This window comes from Polaribacter butkevichii, assembly GCF_038024105.1.
GTDB lineage: Bacteria > Bacteroidota > Bacteroidia > Flavobacteriales > Flavobacteriaceae > Polaribacter > Polaribacter butkevichii.
In genome coordinates this window covers 1,212,680-1,227,203 of record NZ_CP150661.1, presented here as the reverse complement: position 1 = coordinate 1,227,203, position 14,524 = coordinate 1,212,680, and the positions used below count along the sequence as shown (strand labels likewise).

16 protein-coding genes are annotated in these 14,524 nt (G+C 29.6%); 3 read left to right on the top strand and 13 right to left on the bottom strand.

Annotated elements, in window-relative coordinates; translation table 11 throughout:
* Positions 1-63 precede the first annotated feature (63 nt).
* The 6 genes from ypfJ to htpG all read right to left on the bottom strand — a co-directional run bounded on the left by ypfJ (position 64) and on the right by htpG (position 5,994).
* Positions 64-954: a KPN_02809 family neutral zinc metallopeptidase gene (gene ypfJ, locus WG951_RS05015; RefSeq protein WP_105049094.1), complete on the bottom strand. Its 891-nt coding sequence runs from the start codon at positions 952-954 to the stop codon at positions 64-66.
* A 74-nt stretch (positions 955-1,028) separates the two neighbouring features.
* The gene (locus tag WG951_RS05010; protein ID WP_105049093.1) at positions 1,029-2,036 is read right to left on the bottom strand and encodes a transglutaminase domain-containing protein; all 1,008 of its coding nucleotides are present in this window, start codon (positions 2,034-2,036) and stop codon (positions 1,029-1,031) included.
* A 2-nt stretch (positions 2,037-2,038) separates the two neighbouring features.
* Positions 2,039-2,746, bottom strand: a complete 708-nt coding sequence (locus tag WG951_RS05005) for a carboxypeptidase-like regulatory domain-containing protein (RefSeq protein ID WP_245893510.1) — start codon at positions 2,744-2,746, stop codon at positions 2,039-2,041.
* Positions 2,747-2,884: 138 nt separating this feature from the next.
* Entirely contained in the window at positions 2,885-3,394 is a 510-nt protein-coding gene (locus WG951_RS05000) for a DUF3124 domain-containing protein (protein ID WP_105049092.1), read from the bottom strand.
* Between the two features lie 107 nt (positions 3,395-3,501).
* Positions 3,502-3,843 carry a cupin domain-containing protein gene (locus WG951_RS04995; protein WP_105049091.1) on the bottom strand — a complete coding sequence of 114 codons (342 nt, stop codon included), beginning with the start codon at positions 3,841-3,843 and terminating at the stop codon, positions 3,502-3,504.
* 246 nt (positions 3,844-4,089) lie between these two features.
* Positions 4,090-5,994 (bottom strand): molecular chaperone HtpG, encoded by a 1,905-nt coding sequence (htpG, locus tag WG951_RS04990; RefSeq protein ID WP_105049090.1) that lies wholly within the window; start codon positions 5,992-5,994, stop codon positions 4,090-4,092.
* 181 nt (positions 5,995-6,175) lie between these two features.
* Between htpG and WG951_RS04985 the strand changes: the two genes are divergently transcribed.
* Together WG951_RS04985 and WG951_RS04980 are read left to right on the top strand one after the other, a co-directional pair.
* Positions 6,176-7,183 (top strand): 3-oxoacyl-ACP synthase III family protein, encoded by a 1,008-nt coding sequence (locus tag WG951_RS04985; RefSeq protein WP_105049089.1) that lies wholly within the window; start codon positions 6,176-6,178, stop codon positions 7,181-7,183.
* 309 nt (positions 7,184-7,492) lie between these two features.
* Complete coding sequence (locus tag WG951_RS04980) at positions 7,493-7,855, top strand: CoA-binding protein (protein WP_105049088.1); 363 nt, start codon at positions 7,493-7,495, stop codon at positions 7,853-7,855.
* 62 nt (positions 7,856-7,917) lie between these two features.
* Here WG951_RS04980 and WG951_RS04975 read toward each other — a convergent pair whose 3' ends face one another.
* The 5 genes from WG951_RS04975 to pyrR are packed head-to-tail and all read right to left on the bottom strand — an operon-like array spanning position 7,918 to position 10,968.
* Complete coding sequence (locus tag WG951_RS04975; protein ID WP_105049087.1) at positions 7,918-8,832, bottom strand: ribonuclease Z; 915 nt, start codon at positions 8,830-8,832, stop codon at positions 7,918-7,920.
* Entirely contained in the window at positions 8,829-9,149 is a 321-nt protein-coding gene (locus WG951_RS04970; protein ID WP_105049086.1) for a T9SS type A sorting domain-containing protein, read from the bottom strand. Before WG951_RS04970 ends, WG951_RS04975 begins: the two co-directional genes overlap by 4 nt.
* Positions 9,150-9,160: 11 nt before the next feature.
* Positions 9,161-9,493, bottom strand: a complete 333-nt coding sequence (locus WG951_RS04965) for a hypothetical protein (protein WP_105049085.1) — start codon at positions 9,491-9,493, stop codon at positions 9,161-9,163.
* Between the two features lie 3 nt (positions 9,494-9,496).
* Positions 9,497-10,426, bottom strand: coding sequence for an aspartate carbamoyltransferase catalytic subunit (locus tag WG951_RS04960; RefSeq protein WP_105049084.1), 930 nt, complete (start codon positions 10,424-10,426; stop codon positions 9,497-9,499).
* Positions 10,427-10,428: 2 nt separating this feature from the next.
* Complete coding sequence (gene pyrR, locus WG951_RS04955) at positions 10,429-10,968, bottom strand: bifunctional pyr operon transcriptional regulator/uracil phosphoribosyltransferase PyrR (RefSeq protein WP_105049083.1); 540 nt, start codon at positions 10,966-10,968, stop codon at positions 10,429-10,431.
* Positions 10,969-11,159: 191 nt separating this feature from the next.
* Here pyrR and WG951_RS04950 point away from each other — a divergent pair, with 191 nt between their 5' ends.
* The gene (locus tag WG951_RS04950; RefSeq protein WP_105049082.1) at positions 11,160-12,530 is read left to right on the top strand and encodes a tetratricopeptide repeat protein; all 1,371 of its coding nucleotides are present in this window, start codon (positions 11,160-11,162) and stop codon (positions 12,528-12,530) included.
* A 97-nt stretch (positions 12,531-12,627) separates the two neighbouring features.
* Here WG951_RS04950 and WG951_RS04945 read toward each other — a convergent pair whose 3' ends face one another.
* Both WG951_RS04945 and WG951_RS04940 read right to left on the bottom strand, forming a co-directional pair.
* Positions 12,628-13,668 carry a M28 family metallopeptidase gene (locus tag WG951_RS04945; protein WP_105049081.1) on the bottom strand — a complete coding sequence of 347 codons (1,041 nt, stop codon included), beginning with the start codon at positions 13,666-13,668 and terminating at the stop codon, positions 12,628-12,630.
* A 61-nt stretch (positions 13,669-13,729) separates the two neighbouring features.
* Positions 13,730-14,434 (bottom strand): ABC transporter ATP-binding protein, encoded by a 705-nt coding sequence (locus WG951_RS04940; RefSeq protein WP_317044727.1) that lies wholly within the window; start codon positions 14,432-14,434, stop codon positions 13,730-13,732.
* Between the last annotated feature and the right edge of the window lie 90 nt (positions 14,435-14,524).

The window sequence follows — 14,524 nt, the reverse complement described above, 5'->3', positions numbered from 1 at the left end:
AATGAATAAAAAGCTTCAGAGAAATCTGAAGCTTTTTTTGTTTTATATAAATTTAGGCTGTTTTTACAAAGATCTTGCGTTAAAAGTATCTCCTTGATTTACATCACCAGTATCAAAACCTTTTTTAAACCAACGCATTCTTTGTGCGGAGGTTCCGTGGGTAAAAGAATCTGGTACAACTCGTCCTGTAGCATTTTTTTGCAAACGGTCATCTCCAATGGCATTTGCAGCGTTTAAAGCTTCTTCTAAATCGCCGTTTTCCATCATTTTACTAATTCTTTGAGAATGGTTTGCCCAAACACCTGCATAAAAATCTGCTTGTAATTCTAACATTACAGAGTACTTGTTGTATTCTGTAGTACTTACTTTGCCACGCATGGCTTGTACTTTTCTGTTCATTCCTGTAATATTCTGAATATGATGCCCAACTTCATGTGCAATTACGTAAGCTTGTGCAAAATCTCCTGGGGCATTTAGTTTTTTCTCCATTTCTTCAAAAAAACTTAAATCTATGTATAGTTTTTCATCACCAGGACAGTAAAAAGGCCCTGTTGCACTCGATGCGTTTCCACAGGCAGAACTTACAGAACCAGAAAAAAGAACTAAAGTAGGTTCTCTGTAATTCGGAATTATTTGATTCCAGACATCTTCTGTATTCGCTAAAATAGTAGCACTAAAGTCTGCCAATTCATTTTCTTTTGCAGTTCCTTTATAAGTAGCAGAAGACTGTATTTGGTTGTTGGTATTGCCTGTTATAAAGTTTAAAGGATTGTTACCTGTAAAATACATAACAGCTAATACAATACCCACAATAATTAGCCCCTTTTTAGAACTGACCAATTTTAGCAAAAGACCTATTAACATAGGATTTAAACCTCCACCAGAACTTCCTCCGGAAGATGCGCCTCTTCGATCTTCTACATTAGCACTTTTTCTATTTCCTTTCCACTTCATATAATTATCTTTAAAAAGATAAATTTACTGTTTATTTTTTAGTTGATATAATTCCGTCTTAAAGAAATAGGTATTTAGCTGTTTACATTAAAGGTATAACTAGTTATTACTTTATTTTTATATAGAAAATGAACATCATAAAATCCTTTTATCTTAAATTGATGTTTGATAAAAAGGAGATTCTTTTTTCTAAATATAGAGGTTGGTTTTATTTTAGGTATCCTTTTATCAATTTGTATTTCAATTTTAGTTAAATCGATATTTTCTTTAATCCGAAGATAAAAGGTGATTTCTTTATGTTTAGAAACTTTGTTTCTCATCTTTTTTGGAAAAACGGGGGTTATTTGATGTTTAAAAGTTGCACCGTAAATTAACGGTGCTTGTACAAATTTTTCAGTTGATATTACTTCGCTTTGTAGAAGACTCCATTTTTTATCTAAAGGAAAATGAGTTTTAATAAATAATTGAGGTTCTGTTAAAAAATAACCATCATTATAATCAAAAATAAAGGTATTTGTACTTAAGTCAGAATAACCAGCAGACCAAGTAGCATCTACTAAATACCATTTGTCGTTTAGTTTTACAGCATTCCAAGAATGATTTGGTATTGATAATTTACCAATATTTGTTGTTGCGCTTCTTCCATAACCATCAATAATTTTAGATTCTATATTAGCTAGCGTACATAATTCTCTAATTAAATAAGCATAACCTGTGCAAACCGTTTTTTTATTTTTTAATAGTTTTTTAAAGAGCACTTTGTTAAAAGAATTGTTCCATTGAGTAAGTTTTGAACTATCATTTTTAAACCTTTTTCTTTTTCTGGTATTTTTAGAAACTGCTGCATAATCACCTTTTATATTTTTAGAAACCCAAATATAAATGGCTCTAAATTTTTCTACATCTTTATTTAATGTAGAGGTTAAAAGATGAGAAAGTATGGGTAAACTATTTATATTCTCATTTTTATAAATATGAGCTATACTGTCTGCCTTTGTAAAATTGATGTGTTTAAAATCTTCTTTTTGGGCATTAGAATAACTGGAAATCAGCATGAAAAGAAAGAAATGAATCCTTTTCATGTTTAATTTTTAGAAGTTAATCTTTTCCATAAAGAACGTTTTGTTTTAAATACTTTGTTAGTAGTAACTTTCCCCATTATGTTACAAGAGTCTAGCTTTAACTCTAAGTTGTAATTTATATTTAATTGTTTTTCTTTAATAACTAAAATTTCCGTCTGATAGCCTAAATAACTTACCAATAAAACATCGCCTTTTTGCAATGGTTTCGGAAACGTAAATTCGCCATCAAAATTGGTTGCAACCCCAATTGTAGTTCCTTTTAATACTATACTAGCACCAGGTAAAACACCGTCTTCATCACTAATAATTCCTTTTACAATTTGTGCTTCTTGTTTCTCTGTAGAAACAACTTTATTGGTTAGCGTATTTTTATGAATTTCTGTTTTGTTTTTTTGTTCTTGTGCTTTCATTTCATTTATAGGAAACAAAGAAATAATTGACAAACCTAACCCTGCAAGCGCTCTAAATTGCCATCTATTTTTAGGAAGCGTTTTTTCTTGATAAGAAGTTAATTGCATTTTATTAAAAACACCGCAAGTACCGTTTTTTGGTTTCTTAAAATATTCAATAATTTGTTGCGAAGTCATTTTTGTAAAATCGATAACTTCTTTGTTACAAGAATTACAAAAGCCTCCGTTGTTAGTTTTTGTAAAATTGTCAAATTTTTCTAAACAAGGTGTTTTTATTGATAAATCAAATTGCGTTTTCATGATATGTTTTTTAATAATTACATATCAAAACTATTGAATAGAGTAGGAGTTTAAAAGTAAGAATGAGTAATGCGGTTTGTTTTAAAGGTAAAATATCGTTTTGAGTTAGTTTACCAAAGTTGTGATTTTTAATTACTACTATTTAATTCTTTTAGATTGTGTAGAAAAAGACAAACCTTGTTGTCCTTTTGTAGAATTCATAATGCCTTCAAATAAAGGTTCCGGACAGCCTTTTGGTGTTTTCCATTCAAAAATAAAATTAGAGCCTGTACCGCCTTCAGTATCAATTTCGTCTATTATAATTTCTGTAGTTTCTAATGGCGCTAAATAAATAGGCTTTTTAAAATACGTACGAACCGACTTACCATGGGTATCATAGTAGTTTGCTTTTAATAGATAGATAGTATCTGTATCACTTGTATTTCTTAAACTAACCATAGCTGTTAAACTATGTGTTTTGTGTTCTGAAACACTATAAATTTGAGAGTAAATAGAAAGGTAAGATTTTCCGTATTCTAAAGAATCTTTTGGATTGATATTCGCATATCTTTTGGTCCAATTCTTTACATTCATAGAGCTTACTTCTTTATCTTCTTTGCAACTTGTTATTAAAAGACCTAGTATTAAAAGTAGTATGTATTTTTTCATTTCAGTAATTTAAAAGCAGTTTATAATCTTTATAAAGATAGATATAACGAATTTACTCGTTTTTATCTTTAAAATCAAAAAGTACAAACAAATCTTAGTCTTTTGTATTAATTATCTGTTGCAATTCCAAAATAAACCCAAGTAACATTTTTAGAAAATGGATTGCTCATAGAATGTAACTCACCTTGTTCGATAGTGATGCAATCACCAGAGATTAATATCATTTTTTTATTATTTACAATAAATTCTGCTTTACCAGATTGTATGTAAAAAACCTCATACATGGTATCGTGCTTATGTGTTTCTACAGCTTGTCCTGGTTTAAAAGTAGCAGAACCAAACATCATTAATTGAGGAACAACTCCTTTTTCTATAAAAACCTTTTTCTTAATATCTGTATTATGGCTTACACCTATTTCTGGTAAGCTGTTTGTATGTGTTAGTTTCATTGTGAGGTTTAATTCTTAGCCCAAAAGTACAAAACATTAAAATTATCAAAAGAAAAAAATATAATATTTAAGTTTAATAGAAAAGAGGTTAGATGCTGTTTATTCTGATAAAAAAGGCAAATAAAAAAACCTCTCTGAATACACAGAGAGGTTATGGTATTATAAGTCATTGCGAAGTACGAAGCAATCTGTAAATTTAAAGAAACAGATTATTTCATTCGTTCCTCATTTATAATGACGTTTTTACTATTTAATCAATTGGTAAGAACGTTTAATAAAGTTTGTTAGCTCTTCACCATGTAAAAGGTTTTGAGATAATTTAGCCAAATCAAATGCTTGCGAAATTAAACCTTTCTGAGCAGCCTCATCTTTATTATTTAAGATTTCAGAAACAAATGGGCTGTTTGTGTTTACAACTAAATTGTACATGTCTGGGAAATTACCCATTCCCATCATTCCGCCACCACCAGAAGCTTGCATTTCTTTCATTCTACGCATAAATTCTGGTACTGTAATCATAAACGGAGAAGAGTTAGAATCCATTGCTTCTAATTGTACCGTATATGTTTTAGAATTTACTGCACCTTCTATAATTGGTTTTAAGGTAGCTATTTCTTCGTCAGATAATTTAGAAATGATGTTTTCGTCTTTCTTAATTAAATTATCAACATGATCAGCATCTACTCTAGAGAATTTTATTTTCTCTCCAGATCCTTCTAATTTTTGCATTAAATGCGAAATAATAGGAGAGTCTAACAACAATACTTCATATCCTTTTGCTGTAGCTTCTTGTATATAACTGTGTTGAGCTTCTTTGTTAGAGGTATATAAAATAACGTGATTTCCGTCTTTATCAGTCTGAGTATCTTTTGTTTTTTCCAGGAATTCATCAAAAGTAAAGAAAGCATCTGCAACTGTTGGATACAATGCAAATTTCTTAGCTTTGTCAAAGAATTTATCTTCAGACAACATTCCGTATTCAATAATTACTTTAATATCGTTCCATTTTGTTTCAAAATCTGCTCTGTCTTTTTTGAAAAGAGAAGCTAATTTATCACCAACTTTTTTAGTAATGTAACCAGAAATTTTCTTTACAGCTCCGTCTGCTTGTAAACCAGAACGAGAAACGTTTAAAGGAATATCTGGAGAATCGATAACACCTTTTAACATTTGTAAGAAATCAGGTACAATACCTTCTACATTATCCGTTACAAAAACTTGATTTTGGTATAATTGAATTTTATCCTTTTGTACATCCATTGATGGAGATAACTTAGGGAAAAATAAAATACCCGTTAAGTTAAAAGGATAATCAACATTTAAATGAATATGAAATAAAGACTCTTCAAATTGCATTGGATACAATTCTCTGTAGAAATTTTCGTAATCTTCATCACTTAAATCTGCAGGGGCTTTTGTCCAAGCAGGTTCTGTATTGTTAATAATTTTATCTACAGTAATTTTTTTATGAGGCTCTGTAGTTTCTTTACCATCTGCATCTTTTGTAGTTGCAGGTGTAAACTCAGGATCGTTAATTTCTTTTGTTCCAAATTTAATTGGTACTTGGTTAAAACGATTGTATTTATTTAATAAACCTTCAATTTTACTTTCTTCTAAGAAGTCTAAAGAGTCTTCTGCAACGTGTAAAATAATTTCTGTACCTCTATCTTTTTTATCGCTTTCTACCAACGTAAATTCTGGAGAACCATCACAAGTCCAATGTGCAGCAGGTTCGTCTTTAAAAGACTTTGTAATTAATTCTACTTTTTCTGCAACCATAAAAGCAGAGTAAAAACCTAATCCAAAATGACCAATAATTCCTGCTTCGTTGTCTTTATATTTATCTAAAAACTCTTCAGCTCCAGAAAATGCAATTTGGTTGATGTATTTTTCAACCTCATCTGCAGTCATTCCTAAACCTTGATCTTTAATGGTAATTGTTTTGGCCTCTTTATCAATGCTTACTTCAATTTTAGCATCACCTAACTCTGTTTTTGCTTCACCGATAGCAATTAAGTGTTTTAATTTAGAAGTTGCATCTGTTCCGTTAGAAATTAATTCACGTAAAAATATTTCGTGATCAGAATACAAGAATTTTTTAATCAGTGGAAAGATGTTTTCTACCGATACATTAATATTTCCTTTTGCCATTTTATATTTGTTTTGTTTAAAATATTATTTGTGATTGTAATAGTCAAAAAAAATACCAAAGAGAATTTTATGACAAGATGACAGAATTATTATTTTATATGGCAAGTATCTTAATTATTTTTATAAATTAGTATTTTTATGTACTATAAGTTGCAAATTATCAAAAAATCAATATAAAATTATGTATAATTCAAAAATAACCGGACTTGGATATTATGTTCCAGAAAATATTGTTACAAATAACGATTTAAAAGAATTCATGGAGACTTCAGATGAATGGATTCAAGAAAGAACAGGAATAAAAGAAAGACGTTGGATTGACCCTAAATCTGATGATACTACAGCAGTTATGGGGGCAAAAGCATCTAAAATTGCTATAGAAAGAGCTGGTTTAACTAAAGATGATATTGATTTTATTGTTTTTGCAACCTTAAGTCCAGATATGTATTTTCCTGGAGGAGGAGTTCAGGTGCAAGATCTACTAGAGATGCCTACAATTGGGGCTTTAGATGTACGTAACCAATGTTCTGGTTTTATTTATGCAATGTCTGTTGCAGATCAATTTATAAAAACAGGTATGTATAAAAACATTTTAGTAATTGGGGCAGAATATCATTCTGGAGGATTAGATAAATCTACAAGAGGAAGAAATGTTTCGGTAATTTTTGGTGATGGGGCAGGAGCCGCAGTACTTTCTAGAAGTGAAGAAGCAGGCAAAGGTATTTTATCAACTCATTTACATTCAGAGGGAAAACACGCTAAAGAATTGATCTTAGAAGGGCCATCAACCAAACATTGGGTACCAGAAATTTTAGAAGCAAACAATCCTGATGATGTTTCATATTATCCTTATATGAATGGTCAATTTGTGTTTAAACATGCAATTACTCGTTTTTCTGAAGCAATTGTAGAAGGTTTAACTGCAAATAAATTAGAGAAGGAAGATATTGATATGTTAATTCCGCATCAAGCGAATTTGCGTATTTCTCAATTTGTACAACGAAAGTTTAGATTGCCAGATGACAAGGTTTTTAATAATATTCAAAAATATGGAAACACAACTGCTGCTTCTGTAATTATAGCCTTAACAGAAGCTTGGGAAGAAGGTAAAATAAAAGATAACGATTTAGTTGTTTTAGCTGCTTTTGGTAGTGGTTTTACTTGGGGTAGTGTTATTATTAGATGGTAAATTTAGCCTAACTATTTAACTGAGCTTGTTTGGGAGCAAATAAAAAAGTTTTCTACAAGCTCAGACTTACAATCCCTTTTTTTTGATTAACTTTTATGGGGTATTTATTCTTTTTCAATATCTCAAAATAAAATCTATAAATCTCTCAGATTTTGTTAAAGTGTTACTCAGAATTAAACGAGTTTCACCCTAACCTTTATAATCTAGAAAATATGGATTTTTTTTCTTTTTATTAAAGTAATATTTTAATAGACTTTGAACTAAATTTTTAATTGTTTATATTAGTGATATAATTAAATTATTATCTAAATGAAAAACGTAACACTTGTTTTAGGAGCCTCTACAAACCCTAATAAATATTCTAATATTGCTATTAAAAGATTGGTAGATAAACAAATACCTGTTGCAGCTATAGGAATTAAAAAAGGTACCGTTTTAGGTGTTGTAATTGATGATGAAAAAAAAGAGTACAAAAATATAGATACGGTTACTTTGTATTTAAACCCTAAAAGACAAGAAGAGTATTATAATTACATTATTAGCTTAAAACCAAGAAGGGTGATTTTTAATCCAGGTGCTGAAAATATGGAGTTTGTAAAGCTTTTAAAAGATAATAATATTGAGTCTGAAATTGCATGTACGTTAGTAATGTTAAGTACAAATCAATATTAAAAAGTAAGCTGAATTGCTGTAATTTATCCGCCTCTTCTATAATATAGTCTCTAATAAAAAAATTAAACCTTAAATGTTTTTCCTGGTTCCGCTAAGTTTGTGTTTTCAAAAATTTCTTGAGCTTCTTTTTTAAATAAAGAAATATCTTTATATCTGCCAGAATAATGACCAATAATTAATTCTTTTACGTTTGCTTGTTTTGCAATTTCAGCGGCTTGTTTTGTTGTAGAATGTCTTGTTTTTTTTGCTAAATCTTCTCTATCTTGTAAAAAAGTAGCTTCATGGTATAATAAATCTACATTTTTAATAATAGGTACAATATCTGGTTTGTAACTTGTATCGCTACAAAAAGCAAAACTTAAAGGTTTTGGAGGGTTTAATGTTAATGCTGCATTTGGCACAACTTCTCCAGAAGGTAAAACAACATCTCTACCTGCTTTAATATTTAAATAATCAGCTTTATCAATTTCTGGATATCCGCTAATATTTAGCATGTTTAATTTTCTTGATTTTTCTTTTTCTGTAAATAAATATCCGTTTGTGTATACTCTATGTGTTAAAGGAATGGTACGAACAGAAACTTTATCATCTTCAAATATGAGTTCACTTTTTTTAGAAGTCAATTCATGAAAAATCATTGTATATTTTGCGTGAGACTGAGATATTTTTAATTGCAATAAAGTAACTTCTTTAATGCCTTTTGGTCCATAAATATGAAGCTCTTTCTCTCTGTTTAAGATTCCAAAAGTAGCTAACAATCCAACTAAGCCATAAAAATGATCTCCATGTAAGTGAGATATAAAAATATGATTAATCTTAGAAAAACCAACTTTATATTTTCTCATTTGACGCTGTGTGCCTTCGCCACAATCAATTAAAAAATGGCGATTGTTAATTTCTAAATATTGAGAAGTAGGAAAAGCGTTTAATCTTGGTGTTGCAGAATGACATCCTAAAATAGTTAGTGCTATACTCATCTAATAACAAGTCTTTTAGAAATAGTTTTCTTTTTATCTTGAATACTATAAATGTACATCCCTGTAGGTAAATCATTCTTGTAAAAAGGAATGGTGTTTTTGCCAGGTTTTATTAGGATGCTTTTTCTATATACGGTTTTTCCTAATACATTTTTAACCGTAAAATAGATTGTTGAGTTTGTAGTTGATAAAAAACTAACCTTTGTAGAATTTGTAAATGGATTTGGAGCAGCAGATAAACCATCAATAGATTTTTCTTGAGAAAAACCTAAAGTCATACTACTTAAAAATAAAATTAAAAGTAATTTTTTTATCATTTGTTTCTTGTTTAAAATCCTAACTCTCTTTCCATAGCTTCCATTTCTAATACATCTATTGCTTCTTGCAAAGTAGGAGTAATGTTTAAACTGTCAGGAAAATCGTCTATATTTACATTAGAGTTAACTATTACAAATGATGTGCCATTTTCCTTTTTTTGTTCTGCTATTCTCAAAAATAGTAAAAATTCTTTGATAGAAGCCTTACAATCATTAGAAATTTGTACAATAATGTTTTCTTTTTGACGTTTTTCCTCTTCAATTAAGAAAGAATCGTAAAATTCAGAGAAAGTGTTTTCTTCACAACTAATAATTGTGTAAGTTTCTTTTTGGTCTATTTGCATCACTTATCTTTTAACTTGTTGCGCTAATAAATAAATAACCGCCATTCTAACCGCAACTCCATTTTCTACTTGATTTAAAATAATAGATTGGTTAGAATCAGCTACATCACTTGTAATTTCTACACCACGGTTTATAGGCCCTGGATGCATGATTACAATCTTTTTATCTAGGTTGTCTAAAATTTCTTGGTTAATTCCAAAAAGTTGCGTGTATTCTCTAGTTGATGGAAAATATTTAATATCCATTCTTTCATTCTGAACACGTAAAACATTGGCAACATCGCACCATTCTAATGCTTTTTTTAGGTTGGTTTCTACCTGTACACCTAAACTAGAAATGTATTTGGGTATTAACGTTGTAGGCCCACAAACCTTTACCTCTGCACCTTGTAATTGCAATGCAAATATGTTAGATAAGGCAACCCTAGAATGTAAAATATCACCTACAATAACAATTTTTTTACCTTTTACACTTCCTAATTTTTCTCTAATAGAGTAAGAGTCTAATAAGGCCTGTGTTGGGTGTTCATGCGTACCATCACCAGCATTTATAATTTTAGCATCTACGTGTTTAGATAAAAATACTCCTGCACCAACACTTGCGTGTCTCATTACAACAATATCTACTTTCATCGCTAAAATATTGTTTACGGTGTCTATTAAAGTTTCTCCTTTTTTTACAGATGATTGCCCTGCAGAAAAGTTAATAACATCAGCAGAAAGTCTTTTTTCTGCTAATTCGAAACTTAATTTTGTACGTGTACTGTTTTCAAAAAACAAGTTGGCAATGGTAATATCTCTTAAAGAAGGCACTTTTTTAATAGGTCTATTAATAACCTCTTTAAAATGATCTGCAGTTCTAAAAATAAGATCAATATCAGTTGATTTTAGATACTTTATTCCCAATAAATGTTCTACACTTAATTCTGACATAATTATTTTAATTCTATATAAACTGCGTCTTTTTTATGGGTCTCTGCCCAAGTTACCAACACTTTTTCTTTATTAATAGCATCTACTTGTCTGCCTCTATAATTAGGCTGAATAGGTAAATGTCTACTAAAACGTCTGTCTATTAATACTAATAACTCTATATTATCTGGTCTTCCGTAGGCTTGCATTGCAGTTAATGCAGCTCTTACGCTTCTTCCAGAGTACAAAACATCGTCAATAATTACTACATTTTTACCTTCAATAATAAAGTCCATTTCAGTGGCAGTTGCTGCTAAAGGCGCATCTCTACGTCTAAAATCGTCTCTGTAAAAGGTAATATCTAAAAGCCCTAATTGTAAGCCTTCAACGTGGTAAGTAGTTTTTAATAAATCAGCTAATCTTTTAGCCAAAAAACTACCTCTTGGTTGTAAACCAATTAAAACGGTATTAGAAAAATCGTTATGATTTTCGATTAACTGACACGCTAATCGATGTAAAATTATTTCAATATCCTTTGAGTTAAGTAAGGTTTTTTTGCTCATAAGAAAGCTATCAATTTAGCCTGATAGTTATTGAAAATCAAAATTACTGTAAATAAATGTATGTGCAAAATTTATATCTACTAAAATGGTAACACTTCAATGTTAATTAAATTGTTGAAAACAAATGCGCCTAAATAAAAAGGAAGATAAGAGTTGTAGTATCTTTAAATATAATGTAAAAACCAATAGTTATGTCCCTCTTAAAGTTTGAATCGATGCTCAAAACCAATTCGGTTTATTTTTTTGATTTGGTAGAATTTGAAGAAATAATTGTACATTATTTAGATGCAGGTAAACATGCACTTGCTAAAAAGGCAGTAAAACTAGGGTTGCAACAACACCCTGCTTCTGTAGATTTAAAATTATTACAAGTAGAGATTTATGTTTTTGAAGATGAGTTAGATAAAGCCTCTATGTTGTTGAAAATTATAGAACGTTTAGAGCCAAATAATGATGAGGTTTTTATACAAAAAGCAACGATTAGTTCTAAAAAAGGAAATCATAAAGTAGCTATAGATTTACTTAAAAAAGCACTTACTTTTACAGATGATAAGGTAGATGTTTGGTCTCTTTTAGGCATGGAGTATTTGTATTTAGATGATTTTAAAAACGCACGATTAACGTTTTCTAAATGTGTAAATGTAGATTTTGAAGATTATTCTGCCTTGTATAATGTGGTGTATTGTTTTGATATGGAACAAGAGCATGAAGAAGCCATTACTTATTTAAATACCTATGTAGAAATAAACCCATATTGTGAGGTTGCATGGCATCAACTAGGAAGGCAATATTTTATCTTAGAAGATTATGAAAAAGCATTAACCTCTTTTGATTATGCCGTTTTAATTGATGAATCTTTTATTGGTGGATATTTAGAAAAAGCAAAAACTTTAGAACAGTTAATGAGGTATAAAGAAGCTATTGATAATTATCTAATTACTTTAGAGTTAGATGATGCAACTGCTTTTGTGTATACTAGAATAGGCGAATGTTATGAAAAATTACTAAATTTTGAAGAAGCTATTTCATTTTATAAAAAGGCGGTTCATGAAGATCCTTTGTTAGATAAAGCTTGGGTGTTATTATCTAATTTGTATTTTATAGAAGAAAATTATGAAAAAGCAGCATATTATCTTTCTAAAGCATTAAAAATAGAAGAGGATAATGCTTTATATTGGAAACGTTATGCAGAAATAAATTTAAAACTTAATTTTTATGAAGAAGCTTTAACGGGGTATAAAAAATCTTTAAGTTTATATGATGATGGTTTAGAAAGCTTTATTGGTTTAGCAGATGTTCTGTCTTTTTTAGGCGAATTTACAGAGGCAATTAGTATTCTAATAAAGGCACAAAAAAAGCACAGAAATACAGCAGAAATAGAATACAGGTTGGCAGGTTTGTTTTTTATTCTGAATAAAGAAAAATATGGCTACAAGCACTTAATTGCTGCTTTAAAAATAGACTATGATTACCATATTGTTTTAAAAGAATTGTATCCTATTGTTTATGATAATGAAAAAGTACAAAAGCTTTTAAATAATTATAAAAAAGCAATGGAGTAGTACGGTGTTAAATTTACTTTAAAGCTTCTTTTTAAATATAAAAAAACCTCACAAATTTGTGAGGTTTTTTGCTTTTTGTTAATACAGTTTATTGACTTTATTTCTTTTTTGGCTGTGCCTTATCAACAATTAATCTAGATTCTCTATTGGCAACTTCCCAAGCGGTATAAAAGACTAAGCGTGTTCTTTTTGCTAATAAATCATATTCAATTTTGTCTGGTGTGTCAGAGGGTTTATGGTAATCATCATGTGTTCCGTTAAAGTAAAAAATAACAGGTATGTTGTGTTTTGCAAAGTTATAATGATCAGATCTGTAGTAAAAACGATTCGGATCATTTTCATCATTATATGTATAATCTAAATTGATATTGGTATATTTAGTATTTACATTTTCAGAAATTTGGTGAAGCTCAGTACTTAATTTATCAGCACCAATTAAATACACATAATTAGAGTCTAAAGTATGCGCTTTATCAACTCTACCAATCATATCAATATTTAAATCGCACACTGTGTTTGCTAAAGGAAAAACAGGGTTTTCTGTGTAGTATTTAGAACCAAGTAATCCTTTTTCTTCACCTGTAACATGTAAAAATAATACAGATCTTTTTGGCCCTTTGCCTGCTTTTGCAGCTTTTTGAAACGCTTCTGCTATTTCTAAAATTGCCATAGAACCAGAACCATCATCATCAGCTCCATTATAAATTTTACCATTTTTTATTCCTTCATGATCTAAATGTGCAGAAATAACAACAATTTCATCTGGTTTTTCTGTACCTTTAATATAGGCTAAAACATTTTCAGAATCTTTTAATTGGCCACGTCTAGAGTTTTTGTTTAAAAATTCGGCAGAAACTTCCTGAAAATAGTCATCGCCTCCTAATGGAGAAGCAATTCCTTGACTTACGTAAAAGTCTTTTAAATATTTAATCGCTTTTTTTTGTCCAGGTTCTCCCGTATTTCTTCCTTCAAACTCATCAGAAGCAAAAATGTACAAATGTTTTTTTAAATTTTCGGCTGTAATTGTAGCAGCATATTTAGCAGAGTAATCTGTGTTTATATCTTCTTTAGAAGCGTTTTGACTAGAGCTACACGCTATAAAAAATAAAAGACTAAAAGAGTAAAGTAGTTTTTTCATTGAATTGTTTGAGTGAGTATTAAAAATTAACTGATTTTAAATTAAAAACAGAAAATCAAAATTAACTTTTGTTAATCACAAATTGTTGTAACGTTTTGTTAAAATTAACTAATCCTTTAGGAAATAGAGTATCAAAAGCATTGCTTGCTATTAATTCTGATGGAGTACCACTGTGTAATGTGTTTTCTGTTAAAAGAATAATTTCATCGGCCAATTGAATTGATAAATTAATCTCGTGAGACGAAATAATAACAGTTTTGTTAGTTTCTGCTACAAGTCGTTTTAACAACGAAAATATTTTAATGGTATGATGCATATCTAAATGTGCAGTAGGCTCATCTAAAATAATAATTTCTGTATCTTGTGCTAATGCCCTTGCAATTAGAACCCTTTGTAATTGACCATCACTTAATTCGTAAAAACGATTGTTTTTAAGGTGTTCTATTTCTGTTTGATGAATTGCCGTTTCTACCTTTTCTATATCCTTGGTAGAAAGTTTATCAATCCAATTTGTATAAGGTTGCCTACCTAAAGCAATAAGTTCATAAACCGTTAATTGGCTTTCTGGTAAACGCTCTGTTAAAACCAAACTTAATTGTGTAGAAAGTTCTTTTTCGCTAAGTACTGTTAGTTTTTTATGATGGATAAAAACATCCCCAGAAATAGTTTTTTGTACTTTAGAAAGTGTTCTTAATAATGTAGATTTTCCAATTCCGTTTTTACCTAAAACGGTAATTAGTTTTCCTTGTTCAATTTCTAAATTGATATTAGAAGCTATAATTTTAGCATCTTTTTTTTGCTGATAACCTATAGAGAGATTTTCAGTTCTTAAAATGATATTTTCGTTTGTTTTTTT

Bases quoted from the DNA above. Each gene is read 5' to 3' on its own strand.
- ypfJ (WP_105049094.1), bottom strand. From the start codon at position 954: ATGAAGTGGAAAGGAAATAGAAAAAGTGCTAATGTAGAAGATCGAAGA.
- WG951_RS05010 (WP_105049093.1), bottom strand. From the start codon at position 2,036: ATGAAAAGGATTCATTTCTTTCTTTTCATGCTGATTTCCAGTTATTCT.
- WG951_RS05005 (WP_245893510.1), bottom strand. From the start codon at position 2,746: ATGAAAACGCAATTTGATTTATCAATAAAAACACCTTGTTTAGAAAAA.
- WG951_RS05000 (WP_105049092.1), bottom strand. From the start codon at position 3,394: ATGAAAAAATACATACTACTTTTAATACTAGGTCTTTTAATAACAAGT.
- WG951_RS04995 (WP_105049091.1), bottom strand. From the start codon at position 3,843: ATGAAACTAACACATACAAACAGCTTACCAGAAATAGGTGTAAGCCAT.
- htpG (WP_105049090.1), bottom strand. From the start codon at position 5,994: ATGGCAAAAGGAAATATTAATGTATCGGTAGAAAACATCTTTCCACTG.
- WG951_RS04985 (WP_105049089.1), top strand. From the start codon at position 6,176: ATGTATAATTCAAAAATAACCGGACTTGGATATTATGTTCCAGAAAAT.
- WG951_RS04980 (WP_105049088.1), top strand. From the start codon at position 7,493: ATGAAAAACGTAACACTTGTTTTAGGAGCCTCTACAAACCCTAATAAA.
- WG951_RS04975 (WP_105049087.1), bottom strand. From the start codon at position 8,832: ATGAGTATAGCACTAACTATTTTAGGATGTCATTCTGCAACACCAAGA.
- WG951_RS04970 (WP_105049086.1), bottom strand. From the start codon at position 9,149: ATGATAAAAAAATTACTTTTAATTTTATTTTTAAGTAGTATGACTTTA.
- WG951_RS04965 (WP_105049085.1), bottom strand. From the start codon at position 9,493: ATGCAAATAGACCAAAAAGAAACTTACACAATTATTAGTTGTGAAGAA.
- WG951_RS04960 (WP_105049084.1), bottom strand. From the start codon at position 10,426: ATGTCAGAATTAAGTGTAGAACATTTATTGGGAATAAAGTATCTAAAA.
- pyrR (WP_105049083.1), bottom strand. From the start codon at position 10,968: ATGAGCAAAAAAACCTTACTTAACTCAAAGGATATTGAAATAATTTTA.
- WG951_RS04950 (WP_105049082.1), top strand. From the start codon at position 11,160: ATGTCCCTCTTAAAGTTTGAATCGATGCTCAAAACCAATTCGGTTTAT.
- WG951_RS04945 (WP_105049081.1), bottom strand. From the start codon at position 13,668: ATGAAAAAACTACTTTACTCTTTTAGTCTTTTATTTTTTATAGCGTGT.